27 protein-coding genes are annotated in these 12,244 nt (G+C 54.8%); all 27 read right to left on the minus strand.

The window, feature by feature from the left end; all coding sequences use genetic code 11:
• Nucleotides 1-13: 13 nt before the first annotated feature.
• Nucleotides 14-511, minus strand: a complete 498-nt coding sequence (locus I6L47_RS21965; RefSeq protein ID WP_216949429.1) for a hypothetical protein — start codon at nucleotides 509-511, stop codon at nucleotides 14-16.
• 84 nt (nucleotides 512-595) lie between these two features.
• Nucleotides 596-799, minus strand: coding sequence for a hypothetical protein (locus tag I6L47_RS21970; protein ID WP_216949430.1), 204 nt, complete (start codon nucleotides 797-799; stop codon nucleotides 596-598).
• Nucleotides 783-1,052 carry a hypothetical protein gene (locus I6L47_RS21975; protein ID WP_216949431.1) on the minus strand — a complete coding sequence of 90 codons (270 nt, stop codon included), beginning with the start codon at nucleotides 1,050-1,052 and terminating at the stop codon, nucleotides 783-785. Before I6L47_RS21975 ends, I6L47_RS21970 begins: the two co-directional genes overlap by 17 nt.
• Before the next feature lie 2 nt (nucleotides 1,053-1,054).
• The gene (locus I6L47_RS21980) at nucleotides 1,055-1,267 is read right to left on the minus strand and encodes a hypothetical protein (RefSeq protein ID WP_139495284.1); all 213 of its coding nucleotides are present in this window, start codon (nucleotides 1,265-1,267) and stop codon (nucleotides 1,055-1,057) included.
• A complete protein-coding gene (locus tag I6L47_RS21985; RefSeq protein ID WP_139495285.1) occupies nucleotides 1,264-1,485 on the minus strand; it encodes a hypothetical protein in 222 nt (73 codons plus the stop codon). The genes I6L47_RS21980 and I6L47_RS21985 overlap by 4 nt, the downstream gene beginning before the upstream one ends.
• A gap of 8 nt (nucleotides 1,486-1,493) precedes the next feature.
• Nucleotides 1,494-1,793, minus strand: coding sequence for a hypothetical protein (locus I6L47_RS21990; RefSeq protein WP_139495286.1), 300 nt, complete (start codon nucleotides 1,791-1,793; stop codon nucleotides 1,494-1,496).
• Nucleotides 1,794-1,843: 50 nt separating this feature from the next.
• A complete protein-coding gene (locus I6L47_RS21995; protein WP_139495287.1) occupies nucleotides 1,844-2,023 on the minus strand; it encodes a hypothetical protein in 180 nt (59 codons plus the stop codon).
• Complete coding sequence (locus I6L47_RS22000; RefSeq protein WP_216949432.1) at nucleotides 2,020-2,364, minus strand: hypothetical protein; 345 nt, start codon at nucleotides 2,362-2,364, stop codon at nucleotides 2,020-2,022. The genes I6L47_RS21995 and I6L47_RS22000 overlap by 4 nt, the downstream gene beginning before the upstream one ends.
• A 109-nt stretch (nucleotides 2,365-2,473) precedes the next feature.
• Nucleotides 2,474-2,824 carry a hypothetical protein gene (locus I6L47_RS22005; RefSeq protein ID WP_139495289.1) on the minus strand — a complete coding sequence of 117 codons (351 nt, stop codon included), beginning with the start codon at nucleotides 2,822-2,824 and terminating at the stop codon, nucleotides 2,474-2,476.
• A gap of 9 nt (nucleotides 2,825-2,833) precedes the next feature.
• The gene (locus tag I6L47_RS22010; protein ID WP_139495290.1) at nucleotides 2,834-3,076 is read right to left on the minus strand and encodes a hypothetical protein; all 243 of its coding nucleotides are present in this window, start codon (nucleotides 3,074-3,076) and stop codon (nucleotides 2,834-2,836) included.
• The gene (locus I6L47_RS22015) at nucleotides 3,069-3,329 is read right to left on the minus strand and encodes a hypothetical protein (protein WP_216949433.1); all 261 of its coding nucleotides are present in this window, start codon (nucleotides 3,327-3,329) and stop codon (nucleotides 3,069-3,071) included. Before I6L47_RS22015 ends, I6L47_RS22010 begins: the two co-directional genes overlap by 8 nt.
• 262 nt (nucleotides 3,330-3,591) lie before the next feature.
• Nucleotides 3,592-4,008: a hypothetical protein gene (locus I6L47_RS22020; RefSeq protein WP_216949434.1), complete on the minus strand. Its 417-nt coding sequence runs from the start codon at nucleotides 4,006-4,008 to the stop codon at nucleotides 3,592-3,594.
• Nucleotides 3,998-4,219, minus strand: coding sequence for a hypothetical protein (locus I6L47_RS22025; RefSeq protein WP_216949435.1), 222 nt, complete (start codon nucleotides 4,217-4,219; stop codon nucleotides 3,998-4,000). The genes I6L47_RS22020 and I6L47_RS22025 overlap by 11 nt, the downstream gene beginning before the upstream one ends.
• Nucleotides 4,216-4,449, minus strand: coding sequence for a hypothetical protein (locus tag I6L47_RS22030; RefSeq protein WP_139495293.1), 234 nt, complete (start codon nucleotides 4,447-4,449; stop codon nucleotides 4,216-4,218). Before I6L47_RS22030 ends, I6L47_RS22025 begins: the two co-directional genes overlap by 4 nt.
• Nucleotides 4,450-4,478: 29 nt before the next feature.
• The gene (locus tag I6L47_RS22035) at nucleotides 4,479-4,727 is read right to left on the minus strand and encodes a hypothetical protein (protein WP_139495294.1); all 249 of its coding nucleotides are present in this window, start codon (nucleotides 4,725-4,727) and stop codon (nucleotides 4,479-4,481) included.
• A gap of 430 nt (nucleotides 4,728-5,157) precedes the next feature.
• Nucleotides 5,158-5,442, minus strand: coding sequence for an HU family DNA-binding protein (locus I6L47_RS22040; protein ID WP_139495295.1), 285 nt, complete (start codon nucleotides 5,440-5,442; stop codon nucleotides 5,158-5,160).
• A gap of 77 nt (nucleotides 5,443-5,519) precedes the next feature.
• Nucleotides 5,520-5,990 (minus strand): hypothetical protein, encoded by a 471-nt coding sequence (locus I6L47_RS22045; RefSeq protein ID WP_216949436.1) that lies wholly within the window; start codon nucleotides 5,988-5,990, stop codon nucleotides 5,520-5,522.
• Between the two features lie 113 nt (nucleotides 5,991-6,103).
• The gene (locus tag I6L47_RS22050) at nucleotides 6,104-6,265 is read right to left on the minus strand and encodes a DUF3927 family protein (protein ID WP_213390102.1); all 162 of its coding nucleotides are present in this window, start codon (nucleotides 6,263-6,265) and stop codon (nucleotides 6,104-6,106) included.
• Nucleotides 6,262-6,708, minus strand: a complete 447-nt coding sequence (locus I6L47_RS22055) for a tellurite resistance TerB family protein (protein WP_139495298.1) — start codon at nucleotides 6,706-6,708, stop codon at nucleotides 6,262-6,264. The genes I6L47_RS22050 and I6L47_RS22055 overlap by 4 nt, the downstream gene beginning before the upstream one ends.
• Before the next feature lie 101 nt (nucleotides 6,709-6,809).
• Nucleotides 6,810-7,829 carry a recombinase gene (locus tag I6L47_RS22060; RefSeq protein WP_139495299.1) on the minus strand — a complete coding sequence of 340 codons (1,020 nt, stop codon included), beginning with the start codon at nucleotides 7,827-7,829 and terminating at the stop codon, nucleotides 6,810-6,812.
• Nucleotides 7,830-7,845: 16 nt separating this feature from the next.
• Nucleotides 7,846-8,445, minus strand: coding sequence for a DNA methyltransferase (locus I6L47_RS22065; RefSeq protein WP_204524148.1), 600 nt, complete (start codon nucleotides 8,443-8,445; stop codon nucleotides 7,846-7,848).
• A 2-nt stretch (nucleotides 8,446-8,447) separates the two neighbouring features.
• Entirely contained in the window at nucleotides 8,448-9,380 is a 933-nt protein-coding gene (locus I6L47_RS22070; protein ID WP_139495300.1) for a hypothetical protein, read from the minus strand.
• Between the two features lie 55 nt (nucleotides 9,381-9,435).
• On the minus strand, nucleotides 9,436-10,437 hold the full coding sequence (locus tag I6L47_RS22075; RefSeq protein ID WP_216949437.1) for a hypothetical protein: 1,002 nt from the start codon (nucleotides 10,435-10,437) through the stop codon (nucleotides 9,436-9,438).
• Nucleotides 10,438-10,596: 159 nt separating this feature from the next.
• Nucleotides 10,597-11,157, minus strand: a complete 561-nt coding sequence (locus I6L47_RS22080) for a hypothetical protein (protein ID WP_139495302.1) — start codon at nucleotides 11,155-11,157, stop codon at nucleotides 10,597-10,599.
• Nucleotides 11,158-11,167: 10 nt separating this feature from the next.
• Nucleotides 11,168-11,452, minus strand: a complete 285-nt coding sequence (locus tag I6L47_RS22085; protein WP_139495303.1) for a hypothetical protein — start codon at nucleotides 11,450-11,452, stop codon at nucleotides 11,168-11,170.
• Between the two features lie 8 nt (nucleotides 11,453-11,460).
• Nucleotides 11,461-11,871: a zinc-finger-containing protein gene (locus I6L47_RS22090; protein WP_139495304.1), complete on the minus strand. Its 411-nt coding sequence runs from the start codon at nucleotides 11,869-11,871 to the stop codon at nucleotides 11,461-11,463.
• Nucleotide 11,872: 1 nt separating this feature from the next.
• Nucleotides 11,873-12,184: a hypothetical protein gene (locus I6L47_RS22095; protein ID WP_216949438.1), complete on the minus strand. Its 312-nt coding sequence runs from the start codon at nucleotides 12,182-12,184 to the stop codon at nucleotides 11,873-11,875.
• Nucleotides 12,185-12,244 lie beyond the last annotated feature (60 nt).

A 12,244-nucleotide genomic window follows, 5' to 3' on the forward strand; every position in this document is an offset into this window, starting at 1 on the left:
CGCTCATTTAGCTCTATACGGCGGGGCTCAGGTATAGAACGGACAGTCCGAAAGACTTGGCGTAAAAGCCCTTGCCGTAACAGTTAGCCAAGACGCCGGCAAGTTCAGCAGCTGGGTCTTTAAGAGTCATGCCGATATGATTGCGGCCAGCGTGAGCCGCAAGCATCAACTGCTTATCCTGCCCCCAGTAGTTCTCCCTCACTATCGAGAAAGAGAGCTCCCTCTTCACATCGTCCCAGACACCAACCCTGGTGCCGACAGGGAGACGATCGCTCCAGGCCTTGCCAATCCGGATGGTGTTGTAGATGGGGAGGTCAAGATTTGCATTCACAGCGAACCGGAGAACCGGCACAAACTGATCACAACGCTTGCGCTCATTGCGTGTGGGGCACTCGCTAGACGCAGCACAAGCGTCACAGAGCGCGTTCCCGTTGCTCGCGCATGTCAGCGTGAAGTGATTGTCGGGGTAGCGTCTGAGCGCGTTTGTCTTGATGGTGAGGAAGGTTTGCATTGAAGTCTCCTGTTCTGTTTGAGACAGATTACAGGAGACTTTTCAGTGGGGTCAGTCAGCGAGTGAGGCAGTTGAGCGGTAGTGTCAAATCGTAGGCTCTTCGTAGCGGAAGACAGGGCGCTCGGTCATGCCGAACCATGTCACTTCATCATCGGCTCCGTAGCGGCGCATGTGGGCGACGATCAGCTCGTTCAGTTCCTCCATGAAGCGCTCCCTAGCCTTGTCTCGCATCTGAGCAGCTGCGCGGTTGATTCCGGCTTGGGCCATCGGATCAAAGACTATGGCCATCACCCTTCTCCTCTTTGACCGCCTCTTCGATGAGCAAGAGCAGGTTGTCACGAGCCTCTGTCATCTTGCCGATGGACGCATTCATAACCATGACGGTTGAGATGGCCTGCTGGACAGTGACCGGGGCATGCCCCATGGCTTCGGTAAACGTAGCCGAGTGGCTGCTCGCGGAGTTAATCAGGATGTACGGCAGCGGCTTCGAGTTATTGTTCAAATCGATCGTCGCTTTCGAGCTGGTGTAATCCTTCAACATGCTCAAACCCCTTTAACACCACGATTGTGAATGGTCGAGAGCATAAGGACAGCCTGGCTCTCTTCCACAATCACCTCTTCATTCTCGCCGTTCGGAGACTCGGCAATCTTTTTGTCCAGGAACTCAACCGCCTTGGAGTCCTCTCCGAAAATCGCAGCGGTCATCTTGCGATAGTTGCCAAGAGTCGAGTCTTGGCCGGTGCTAAGTTTCATCATGCTGCCTCCATAGGCTCGCTGGTTTCGCAGATGTAGATGTCAGCCTGGCCAACCTCATCGCAGATGAAGTCGTAGAGCGCCGATACCAAACTGTTTTCATCCCAGCGCTGGCCAAGCATGGCCAGCGCATCTGCATGAGACACCGCAGAAACCAGCACCTTTGTGCAATCCTCGCCGGTTTCCCCTTCGTAGTCGATTCGAATGTCGTGAGTGCTCATGCCAACCTCTATTTCTTGGCTGCGAAGTTCTGGATGTCCCAACCGTACTTGGCACTGAGCTCGTCGGCATAAGCCTCTGCATCAACGAGCTCGGAGAAGTCGCCGACACATGCAACGCGACCCTCTACCAGATGCAGGTAAACACTGAAGAAGTCAGGGTTGTCATTATCCACTTCGCAGATACCGCTCGGGCCTTCGCCATCCACATTAGCGACCCCCTGGATCTCAATGCAGTCGAACAACGCGGGGTTTCCGTCGATCACTTCATCGGCATAACGGTGAGCCATTTTTTCGATTTTACTTGCCATATTCGCTCCATCAGTAAGTGTTTACTTTGGTGTCGAGGTAAAAAAAAGAACTACTCTTTACGCCCGTTAAGGGCGATGACAATCAACTCTCCAAGCGTCAATGTGCGAGCCTTTTGTGCCGGCAGGCCCTCAGCTTGCTCTATTCGCTCGGCAGCGTCAGAGAAGCGCTCAAGCGCTCTGCTCGCTTCCTTCAGGCCGACATCAACGACCAGAGTCACTTCTTTCTTCATAGAAGCCCGTCCAGCTTCATGTCCTCTACCAGATCTTCGACCCGCATCCCGTGCATCGCGGCTTTAACCTCAATCCCATCGAAGAATATCGCTCGACTGCCGGTCACAGCGACCACCTTCGGACAGGGGCGACCATCTGGCAAGGTGCCGGTAGCAATGCCAACCTTGAGAGCGCTCACTGTGACATTCAGCAAGGCGCAGACCTCTTTCAGGCCGAGTCTGCGGTCCCAGTAGTTCTTCGCCATGCGATTCGTGGCGCCAACTGCACCGATGCCCTTGTTCGGCTCTCCGTTACTGGTGGCCTGAGCGATAGCCCGGGTAATAACCTCGTCATGTTTCATGGTCAGCTCTCTGTTAAGCGATAACTGATTTTTGCATACAGTCAGCGGGCGCTGAACATCAAAACCTCAAAAAAGTGAGCAACAGCGCGGGTTTTGACCTGTGTAGAGGTCAAGACTCAGTCCGATACCCCTCCTCTGCAATGGCTACCATGTCCAGATTGTTGAAATCCGAATCCAGGGTGCAGTCGATCGCTTTGGCGATCAGGCCGGCTTTGATTGCGTCGGCCAGCTGGCGGAGTGTTTGATTGTTTGAGAAGGCCATGTCCTCAACGATGTCGATGACCTGCTCAAAGCTCTTACCATCGACCGGCTCCCACAGGGTCAGCTCGTCAAAGAACTCACCATCCGAGTCTTTGAGTTTGAGATAGGCATCAAAGGCATCGTTGAAGTCCTCCAGGCCGCAAAAGATGCAACCCATAGCCATCCCAATGGCCATTTTATCTATCAGTGTGTACGCCATAAGCTCACCTTAAGCTGAGAAGTAGCGCTGGCCAAACTTACGGCGCAGCATTGAGGGGATGATTTCCAAACCGCACTGAGCGGCAACCTGTTCCGGGCTGATCTGTTCGAACTGGCCGTTGCGGTAAATGCTGTTCAGCTCCTCAACGACTGGCGCATCAGGCCCGATTATCTCCTCAACCCCGGGCGGAACGATGAACAGTCTGGTGCCATCAGTGAACCAGTGTCCACTTTCTAAAATCGGGTCACTCATCACCTGCCTCCTGCAGCTCAAGAAGAGCATCGCCACTTACCAAGCCCTCACCTGGAAAGAACAAGCTTTGCCCTTCGAAGTGCGCCCCTTTGATGGCAACCACGAAGTCAGCAACAATGCCCTCATCGTCCAGTTTTCTGGCGACCAACTGCATCGCATGCTCGCCGCTTGCCCCGTGTGAGTGAGTAGCAAACAGCTGCCCGTTGCTCTCGTAAACGCCTATCACGGTAAAAGTCGAAATCTGTGCGTTCATCAAAACCTCGGCATTCAGTCAATATTTACTCAATAACAACATCAAAAAAAATCACTTCCTTGCGGCCAGCGCCTTTTCTACTGCTTCGAACCGCTCCAGAAGGTCTATTGAGCAGGAACGGGAGAGGCTGATAGCCTGCTGAAGCCTTGCTCTTAATTTCCTCAAGTTGTCGGTACTCATAGCCTGGAAAAGAGTGCTCATAATCAGCTCCATTTAGTTGCTGCTACAGAACAAGAATAGTAAACACACACTGATCACTCAATCAACGCGCCTTGACACCAGTAGGGATTGAGATCGTGATCGAATCCTCGTCCTTGTTGATCCAGAAACTGCACTTGGCTCGGCGAACGGCCGGCAGCTTGTCGCCAATGACTGACCCGTGGATGGCAAGCTCTGACTTGCCGGACCGAACCTTGATGTTTGAAAGCGCCTTGCCTTCCTTGCCAAGCTTGAACCGAACAAAGATGGATTCGCCAGTCCTGACGGCTCCCAACAGCGAGAGGCGAGTGTCCTCTGGGTATCCGGCCGATTGCAGAAGGAACCTGTCCAGGCACAGGCGGAGTCTCGCCTTGTTTTTAAAGGTGATCCGACCGTCCGGATGCGTTTTCAGCGTGGCCGGCGAAACAGTCGCGGTGATGCGCTCGTCGGTGGGGATCTTTACAGATGGGTCAAAGGTCATGGGCGTCCTCTCCTTTCAAGAAATGGCTGGCCATCAGATAGGCCTCATTGAACTCGGAAACATCAACCTGTCGGCCCCAGGCGTTGTAGATGGGGTTGGAGCAGCACTGGGAGAAAATCGAATCGTGAGCCGACACCATCTTTCTCAGCGCCAGCTCGGCATCTGCCAATCGAGCCTGCAGCCCGGCCAAAGCCTCAACCGTCTCGCTCATTGACGCCCCCTGACTAGATCGCAAAACGCCCACTCAGAACCATCCTCAGCCACGAAAATCAACTCACCTTTGTCGTTGCGGGCCGTCTTCTGCTCGCTCCAGTTAACATCGGTAGAGCCCTCGTATTCGGGAACGCCTTCGTCAGATATAGAGAGCAAATAAGCGGTGCCGGTTAGCAGCTCTTTGGTGCCAACAATCGGAGAGCCGCTCGGGCTGAAATAATCGTGCATAGAGACTCCTTGCTTGTTCAAACTGACAATTACCACTTCAAGACCTTCAACCCCGGATACGGGTACAAACTGCGCGTGACAACTCCACTTCTCTCCTTCTCGATGGACAATGCGTGATGCAGGGGCCGAGGCTTTCGCAGGTTCTCTTCGATGAGGGCAAGCTGGTCAGGCGTTCTCTCGCTTAGCCATTTCTCCCTCAGCGCCTCGTACTGGGCGATAGCCCTCTGCAGGACAAGCGCCTTTCTGTCTTCCATCGACAATGTGATTGCGGAAGTCATAAATCCCCCATCAGGACCCAGAATTGAAAGAGGCCGGAAACCGGCCTCTGTTCAGTCGCAGCTCGTGCTGCTACTGCCGCAGCTATCCCCGCTGCTATAGCTATCGCCACTGCTGTAGCCAACGTCTCGACTTCCATGGTCGTGACAGCTGCCAGCGAAGATCGCCGCCTGACTCTCCGTCTGGCGATGAGAATGGCGATCGTCTCGTTCATCCTCACAACGAGCCGGGGCTGACTTGTCGGCCTCGTCGAAGATCACGTAGGAGGGAGAGTGTCCGCGGACACCTCCACTCGCCTTTCGCTGATGAGCCATAACAGCAGCCTCTGCAGCTATTGAGCTGTGGCGGCGGGGCTGCTTGGCAGGACGCTCAACTCGGACGAACGTTGCCCGTTTGCGGCGGGAAAAGATCGTCCGAAGCAGATCGCGCAGATTAAACAGCTTGGCCATTCAGCAAATCCTTCAGCTGCTTGCCGGACTTGAAGGTCAGATCGGTTCGAGCGGGGATCTGAATCTCTTGACCGGTTTGCGGGTTGCGACCGGTACGAGCGGCGCGAGTGACGGGGGCAAACTTGCCAAACCCGTGAATAGCGACCTCTTCGCCGTTCTTCGCGGCGATCTGAATGCGTGAAACCAAGGCATTCAGAAACTTCTCAGATGCGGCCACGGTCAAACCGGTGTCCTCTGCGACGGCGCGGATCAGGTCGTTCTTGTTCATGATTACCTCCAGAGTTTGTTGCTGTAGTCGTGCTGGTCGCACTGGATGGGGCTCTTTGAGAGCCCCATGCGGTACGATCAGTAGCGCTTTGGCTTGCTGAACGTGGAGCTCTGGGGGAGCTTGTACGGCTTCGGCTTATAAGGTTTGTATGCCTTGTAGGGCTTGTAGGGCTTGTAGGGCTTGGGCTTTTTGTAGACCGTCTTCTTCACGACCGTCTTGTGGACAATGACAGGGGCATGGCTTGCGCTGTGAGATGAGGTGTTCATTGCGTTGGCAACAAGACCACCCACGGCAGCACCCAGGATCACATCGGACAGGCCGCTATCAGAGCCAGAGTTCACGACAACAGGCGAGGCCGGAGCGGCAGGGGCGCTAACCTCCGATAGTGATCTCTCTTTGAGCTCCAGCTCCTTCTGCTTGAGCTCCAGCTCCTTCTGCATCAGCTCCATTTTGGACTGAGCGATCTCTTGGGCTTTCTCCTCCGGATCATCACCGCATCCGGCCAGCATCAGACTCACTGGCAGCAATGCCCATAGCAACTTACGCATTTCTATCTCCATGGTTTAACAACTGAAAAACGGCCTCGTGATTGCCCAATCACCCTCACGCGCAAACATCGAGGGGAGGCCGTTTTTCAGTTGTGGCCCCGAAGGGCCACTCGTTAAGACTCGGTTTTCTTTAGGGCCGAGGCCCGCATCAAACAGGCTGCTGCAGCGATCAACAGGCCATCGGCAAGGGTGGACATCAGCTGATTGGCGAAATCCACAAACACGCTCAGACCCATGAAGGCGTAGGCTCCGTTCTTGTAGAACCAGGCTCTCACTGCAGGAAGTCATCCAAGTTCTGGTTGAGCTTGCTTGCGATAGCCTTCAGCTCTTTCTCTTCCGCTTCGCTGATGTTGCCGTCGGCCAACGCCACCTCCAGCAGGTTGCCCATGACGTCTTGGGCCTCATTGGGGTTGTTCTTGATCTCTTCGATCTCGCGCAGAATGCGCAGGCGGGCGGTGATATAGCCGGCCTTGAGAGCGTTGTTGGTCTGGTTGAAGTAATCGGTCAGCTCGTTACCGAAGGAGCTCAGATTCGGGTTGGTGCGCAGGAGGCCTTCGATCTTGGCCCGCTCGCCATCGTCCAGATTGCGGTCTTCGGAGTAGGCAATGAGCAGCTGGCCGCCTACAATCGCTTCCATCAGGTTGCGGTTCTCGATCTTCTTGGAGACCACTTTCAGTTCGTTAGCTTTCCCGCCCAGCAGTCTTTTCAGTCCAAACATTACTATATCCTCAGTTGATTGATTGTTTTCAGTAAACACTTACATATTAAAGTGACTGCAGAGGCGCGTCTATACACGCCCCTGCAATTCCTCGATTTTCGCTATTCGACCTCTGCGTTTGCCTTCTCGAAGTCGATTAGCATTTGCAGCAACTCGGTGTAGGCGTCGGCTTTGCGCAGAGCCTCAACCAGCGGTCCGCGATGCACTTTCTTGCCCTTGAACTCTAGGTACGCACCGGTCTTGGCAATGATGCCCCGGTTGACCAGGTAATCGACCATGCCGCCGATGCGGTCGAGGAAGCCGGAGCCATCCTCATCGAACAGGAAGTCCCATTCTGCGGTCAGGAACGGCCGGCCGACCTTGTTCTTGACGATCTTGGCCACGATAGACTGACCGAGCTCTGCGCCGTCTTTCTTGATCACCTTGCGGCTGAGAGCGATGCGAATGGTTGAGTAGAAGCCAGGCGCTTTGCCGCCGGATGTCTTGGTGTTATCGCCAAACATGACGCCGGGGTCTTGCCGGATCTGGTCGAGGAACAACATCAGGCAGTCGGTCTCTTCGGCCAGCACCGTAAGCGCGGGGAACACCGAGCTGCACGAAGCCGCAAGAGCCAACTTGTCATTCATCTTGAGCTCGTCCAGCTCCTTCTCCATCTTGCTCTGAGGCACCATGGAGTTCAGGGAGTCGAACACGACAATCAACGGGGCTGACTCGGGCACCAACTCGTTGTCGCGAATGTATCGAGCCCACTTAACCGCCTTTGTGATGCTCTCTTCGAAGGTCCGCGGGTACTGGAGCGAGAAGTAACCACGCTCCATGTTCAATCCTCTCGCCTCGGCAAGGTCTTTCATGAAGGTGCGCTCGTGGTCCATAAAGAGCGCGAGACCGCCCGCCTTCTGTGCCGCAATCATCAGGTCAACGGAAATGACTGTCTTGCCGGACGAGCTGTCTCCGTACATCTGGACGATACGGCCAGATGGCAGCCCCTCCAGCGGGCGACCGGTCAGGGCCATATTGAGCGGAGCGTAGCCGGTATCAAGCCAATGACGAACACCAACTGTATCAGGCTCACCTCCGAAGATTTCTTCGATGGCAGATGCAATGCTTGCTGTTTTGCTCATTACCTTGGTTCCTTTTTTAAACGACAACTTCGGAGGTTGCTTTGAAGGTTGGAACCTTTTTTACAACTTTCCTTGGTTTGTAGGTTGGATCAACTTCTGTTCTCGATGCGACGGCAATCGGTCGGTCGAGGTATCTGCCGCCGTAGTCCCAGATAAACCAGGCATATTCAGAGGAGTCGGTGCCTCCGCCGGTGAATGTCGGTCTCGGGGTTAGCGTCAGCGTGTGGGTCGGAGGGTACAGACTCCAAAACTCATAACGGATGTGGGCGCCAAGGGCATTCAACCGCAACAGCATCGCAACCGTGCCCCGAGGCTTGAGGTCTCGGTCTATAGCGGTCTTGATGAACTCCTCCAGCAACAGGTAGGGAGGGTTGGTGATGATGACGTCAGCGGAGAGGTCGAGGTCATTGTTTAGATAGTCCACCCCCATCGACAACTCGGCCCACTTTTTCGATTCCAGCGCAACCAGATCGTATATTGCTGAATCACCTCTGGCCGGCTCCAGAAACACATCATCTGGCCTCAGCTTTAGGCGTTTCAGCAGCACCTTTACAGTCCATTCCGGACTCGGGTAAAAGTCGTTCTCGCGACGTTTTGATCTGCCTGCAGAGCTCATTGTTACCTCGTGAAAAATGCGTTAATCCAAGGGGCAGGCTTGCCGGTGATCGACAGGAAGGCGAGCTCACCGCAAGCGTCGAAGAAGCCAAGCTCGTCTGGCTTACCCTGGATAAATTGGATGTTGGGGATCTCCGGCGCACGGGCCAGATTGATGAGGCGCTGGTTTCGGATGTAAATCTCCATCGCGCCGCCCTCGTTCGCACAGAAGGCATTGAGCTTCTTGATATGGCGGCTGAAATCAGGGCCAAGCAGCTCCTTTGTGAACCCACCAGTGGCGCGATACTCCTTCACCATCTCCGAGATACTGTCCCAGCGAGAGAAGATCAGCTTGCAAGCCTTCTCGCCAAGCCCGGGCACCCCATCGATGTTGTCCGAGGTGTCACCCTCTATGCACTTGGCCGCAACAAAGTGGTCGATCCGGTCGTAGCCGGTGAAGTCATCGAAGAAGTTCAGGTTGCACGAACGGTCGAGGCGAGGGTCGTACCAGGAGACGTCCGGCGACAACAGCATTTGCAGCCAGTCTTTGTCTGAGCTGACCAACTTCACCTTGTACCCCTTGGCCACAAAGCGCTTGGTCATCTGATAGGCCACATCGTCAGCCTCAAAACCGTCTATCCGGATTTGGTCGATACCGAGCAGCCCGACCATCTTCTCGATGAACGGCTGCTGGGAGTGGTACTCCTCCTTGGCCTTCACCTTCTCGGGGGTGTCGCTGCGCTTGCCCTTGTACGAAGGCAAAATGTCGAAGCGGAATTGAGCTCGGCTGTCCCACAGGTAGAAGATGCGAGCTGTCGGGTCGAGAGCCCTTTGATTCCGCAGCGCAACGAGGGAGTTGTAAATCGCCTGGGTAGGCTGATCGCCAGTTTTAAGGTCGGCGGCGTGTTGACCTGCATAACCGACGGAGTTGGCGTCGATCAAGATGATGGATGGCATAGTTGTTCCCCAATAGAAAAGGGCGAGCACTTGCCCGCCCTTTGTTCAGCGCGAATTAGATGCTGTCCAGTTCACCCAGCAGAGCATCGAGATCATCGACACTCGCAGAGGAGGAGGTCTTGCTCGGCGCAGCAGCCCCGTCAGTACCGGTCGCGGCCAGCTCCTCATCGATGGACATCAGTTCATCGAGCTCGGTATCCGACAGCGCGGCGCTCTTGGGGGTGGACGTGGTGAACGGCACATCATCCTCGTCCAGGGTCACAGCAGACTTCGCCGGAGCAACGTCCATGTCGATGGTTGCGGCAGCCAGCGCCTTAGCAGCAGGCTTGCGCTCGATGGCGCGTGGAGCGAAATCAGCAGGCTCGATGATGCCAACGATGGCATTCACCTGAGAGATAGCCTTGCGAGCACCCTCCTCAGACTCCTGCTTGATAAACTCCTGCAGATTGACCATGCCGTTCAGAACGGACGGATCGACCTTCGCAGAGGTACGAGCCGGCTGGACGGAATACTCGGTATTCAGACCAACCCCTTCGCGAGTAATGATCAGGTCTGTACCCTCTGTCAGGCTGGTGATGTCGCCGTACTCGTCAACCAGATCCAGAACCTTCGCAAAGGTGGTCGGGGTCATCTGCAAGATCTGCGGGATACCGGCTTTGTCGCTGGAGTTCAGATGCAGAACGTTCACCAGAATTTCAGCGCGTTTGCACTGGCTATCGGTAATCGCCTTGAGCTCCTGATCGTCAGTAACACCGCGGCCGGCAGCCTCGAGAGCCTGGCAAACGCCACAGGGACGGCCAAAAGTCTTGTCGGTACACACATATACAGCCTTGGTCTTGTCCTCCAAGTCCTTGATGTAGTGCTGACCGAAGTCGGCCCAGAAGTCGGCTTCCGCGCCCAACTCAGGGTGAGCCGGCAGGATGCGAAACTTGTGCTTACCAACAGGGATCTTCAAAACATCGGCGCGAAGACCTGATTTGGCCTTGATGTCCTTCTTCTTGGCCAGAATGCGGTCACGCAGGGAGGTGGAGAGACCGGTGGAGACTGCTGTACTCATAACTTTTTTCCTTGTGTTTATGGTGCCTACCCCTCTGAGCCGCAGCGGTAAGGGGTTCAGCGATATGCTGACAACAACACTGTTGGCAGCTGTTTTTCTTAACTTCTAGCGCATTATAGTAAGTATTTACTGAGACAACAACACACAAAAACGCATTGCCTATTCATCGCCCATGGCGCCCTGGGCTTCTGCGATCTTGCGCTTGGCATGCGCTTTTTTGTCAGCCAGAGAGAGTTCGCCGCGCAGATAAACTTCGCCACGAAGCTCCTCAAGCCGCGACTTGCCCTTCTGAACCAACATGTCCCTTCTCTGCTTCAAAGCCTCAAGGGACTGACGGAGCATTTCAGCTCGCATCCGGTATTTGGCCGACAGCTCCAAGGCGTCCTGGTATTCGGGGTGGAGAGTCACCTCCGCCTCAAGCAGAGCCTCAGAGAACTTGGCCCCCTTGCTAATCAGTCGTGACCTGACGTCCTTATAGGCTCTGGCCTTGGCCACTTCCGCACGAATTTTTGCCTGATCTGCCTCAAACTGAGCCTTTGCGTACTGCATGGAATAGAACCCGTACAGCCCGGCTTGTTCAGTCATAGCCGAGTCCAGATCGGCGTCATTAATCGCCAGGTCACGCCGCAATGTCTCGGCAGAGAAGCGCTCGCGTGAAGCCTCCACCTTCTTCGTCTCCTCGATAGGGAGATCTGTTTCATCGAGAGGCAGTGCGGTCATGATCAACTCCTTAATGCAGCAATGAGGGGAATAAATGGAATGACGGGCTGTCGCTGGCCGCAATCTTGACCATCTCCTCGAAGTTCACACCCAGCTCGCTGCAGGCCTTGCGCAGGTCGCTAAGAAGCTGATGAATGGCCATGTCGCATGGCACATTGCCAACGTCGTACCGGTCGTTCTCACAATTGGACGAATAGGTCATGTGAGCGCACAAAGCGCCAACGACCGGCATCAGAAAAGAAGGAGAGGAAACCTGCTGGGCCAGTTCCACAGCCTGTTCAATATTTTTTGCCATTGTAACACCTAAACAGTAAACATTTGCTGACCACGCAAAGCAATTTCATTTTGCTTGGCAAGGCAAATAAACTTCACCCGCTCGCAGGTTTTGACATCGAACATGCCAATGTGGCACTCGCTCTTGTCGATCCCGAGCTGCTCAGCTAACCAGCCATAAGCCTGCCCGCGCTTCATGTGCTTCCCCTTCCACAGGGGATCGAAGGCGGCGTGAGCCTGCTTCTTCCAGAACCGCAGCTCTTTGTCCGCGAGCCGGCCAAGAGGTTTAACAGTCCCCGGGTGGCAACCGACATAGGCCCATCCAGGGATGCACTTGCAGAGGTAGATGGGGCCAAAGTCTCGGCCACTGTAGACCTCTCTGCTCGATGTAAAAACCGATCTCTCGCCGCAGTATGGGCATATAGGGGGATTGTTCTTCATCCTACGGCCTCAGAATGTCGAGAATGTGCTCTGGCGAAAAATGAACAACGTCATAGCACGACAGCATTTCCGGCGGGAAAAACTCCGGATCGTTCTTCAGTATCCCCTCGTATAGATATGGCTGACCTTCGAGCCTGCTCAGAACAAGCACCCACATCCGCTCGGTAGGGCAATTTTCAATACAGGGCTCGAAGCCAAGCTTGGCGTAGATACCAGGTCCAAGAGAGGCTCGAGCCTCCGCATCTGGGAGCTTGAACGTGTTTGGGAATGCAGCCGCTTTCTCTTCGGCATTGGTCAATTTATAGGGCTTCATACAGACCTCGCTCTGTTCAGTTCACGCTTATTTTCAAACAATGAGCGTGGGGGCTCTACA

Source organism: Aeromonas sp. FDAARGOS 1417, from assembly GCF_019046985.1.
In the GTDB taxonomy this organism is placed as follows: Bacteria; Pseudomonadota; Gammaproteobacteria; order Enterobacterales; family Aeromonadaceae; genus Aeromonas; species Aeromonas veronii.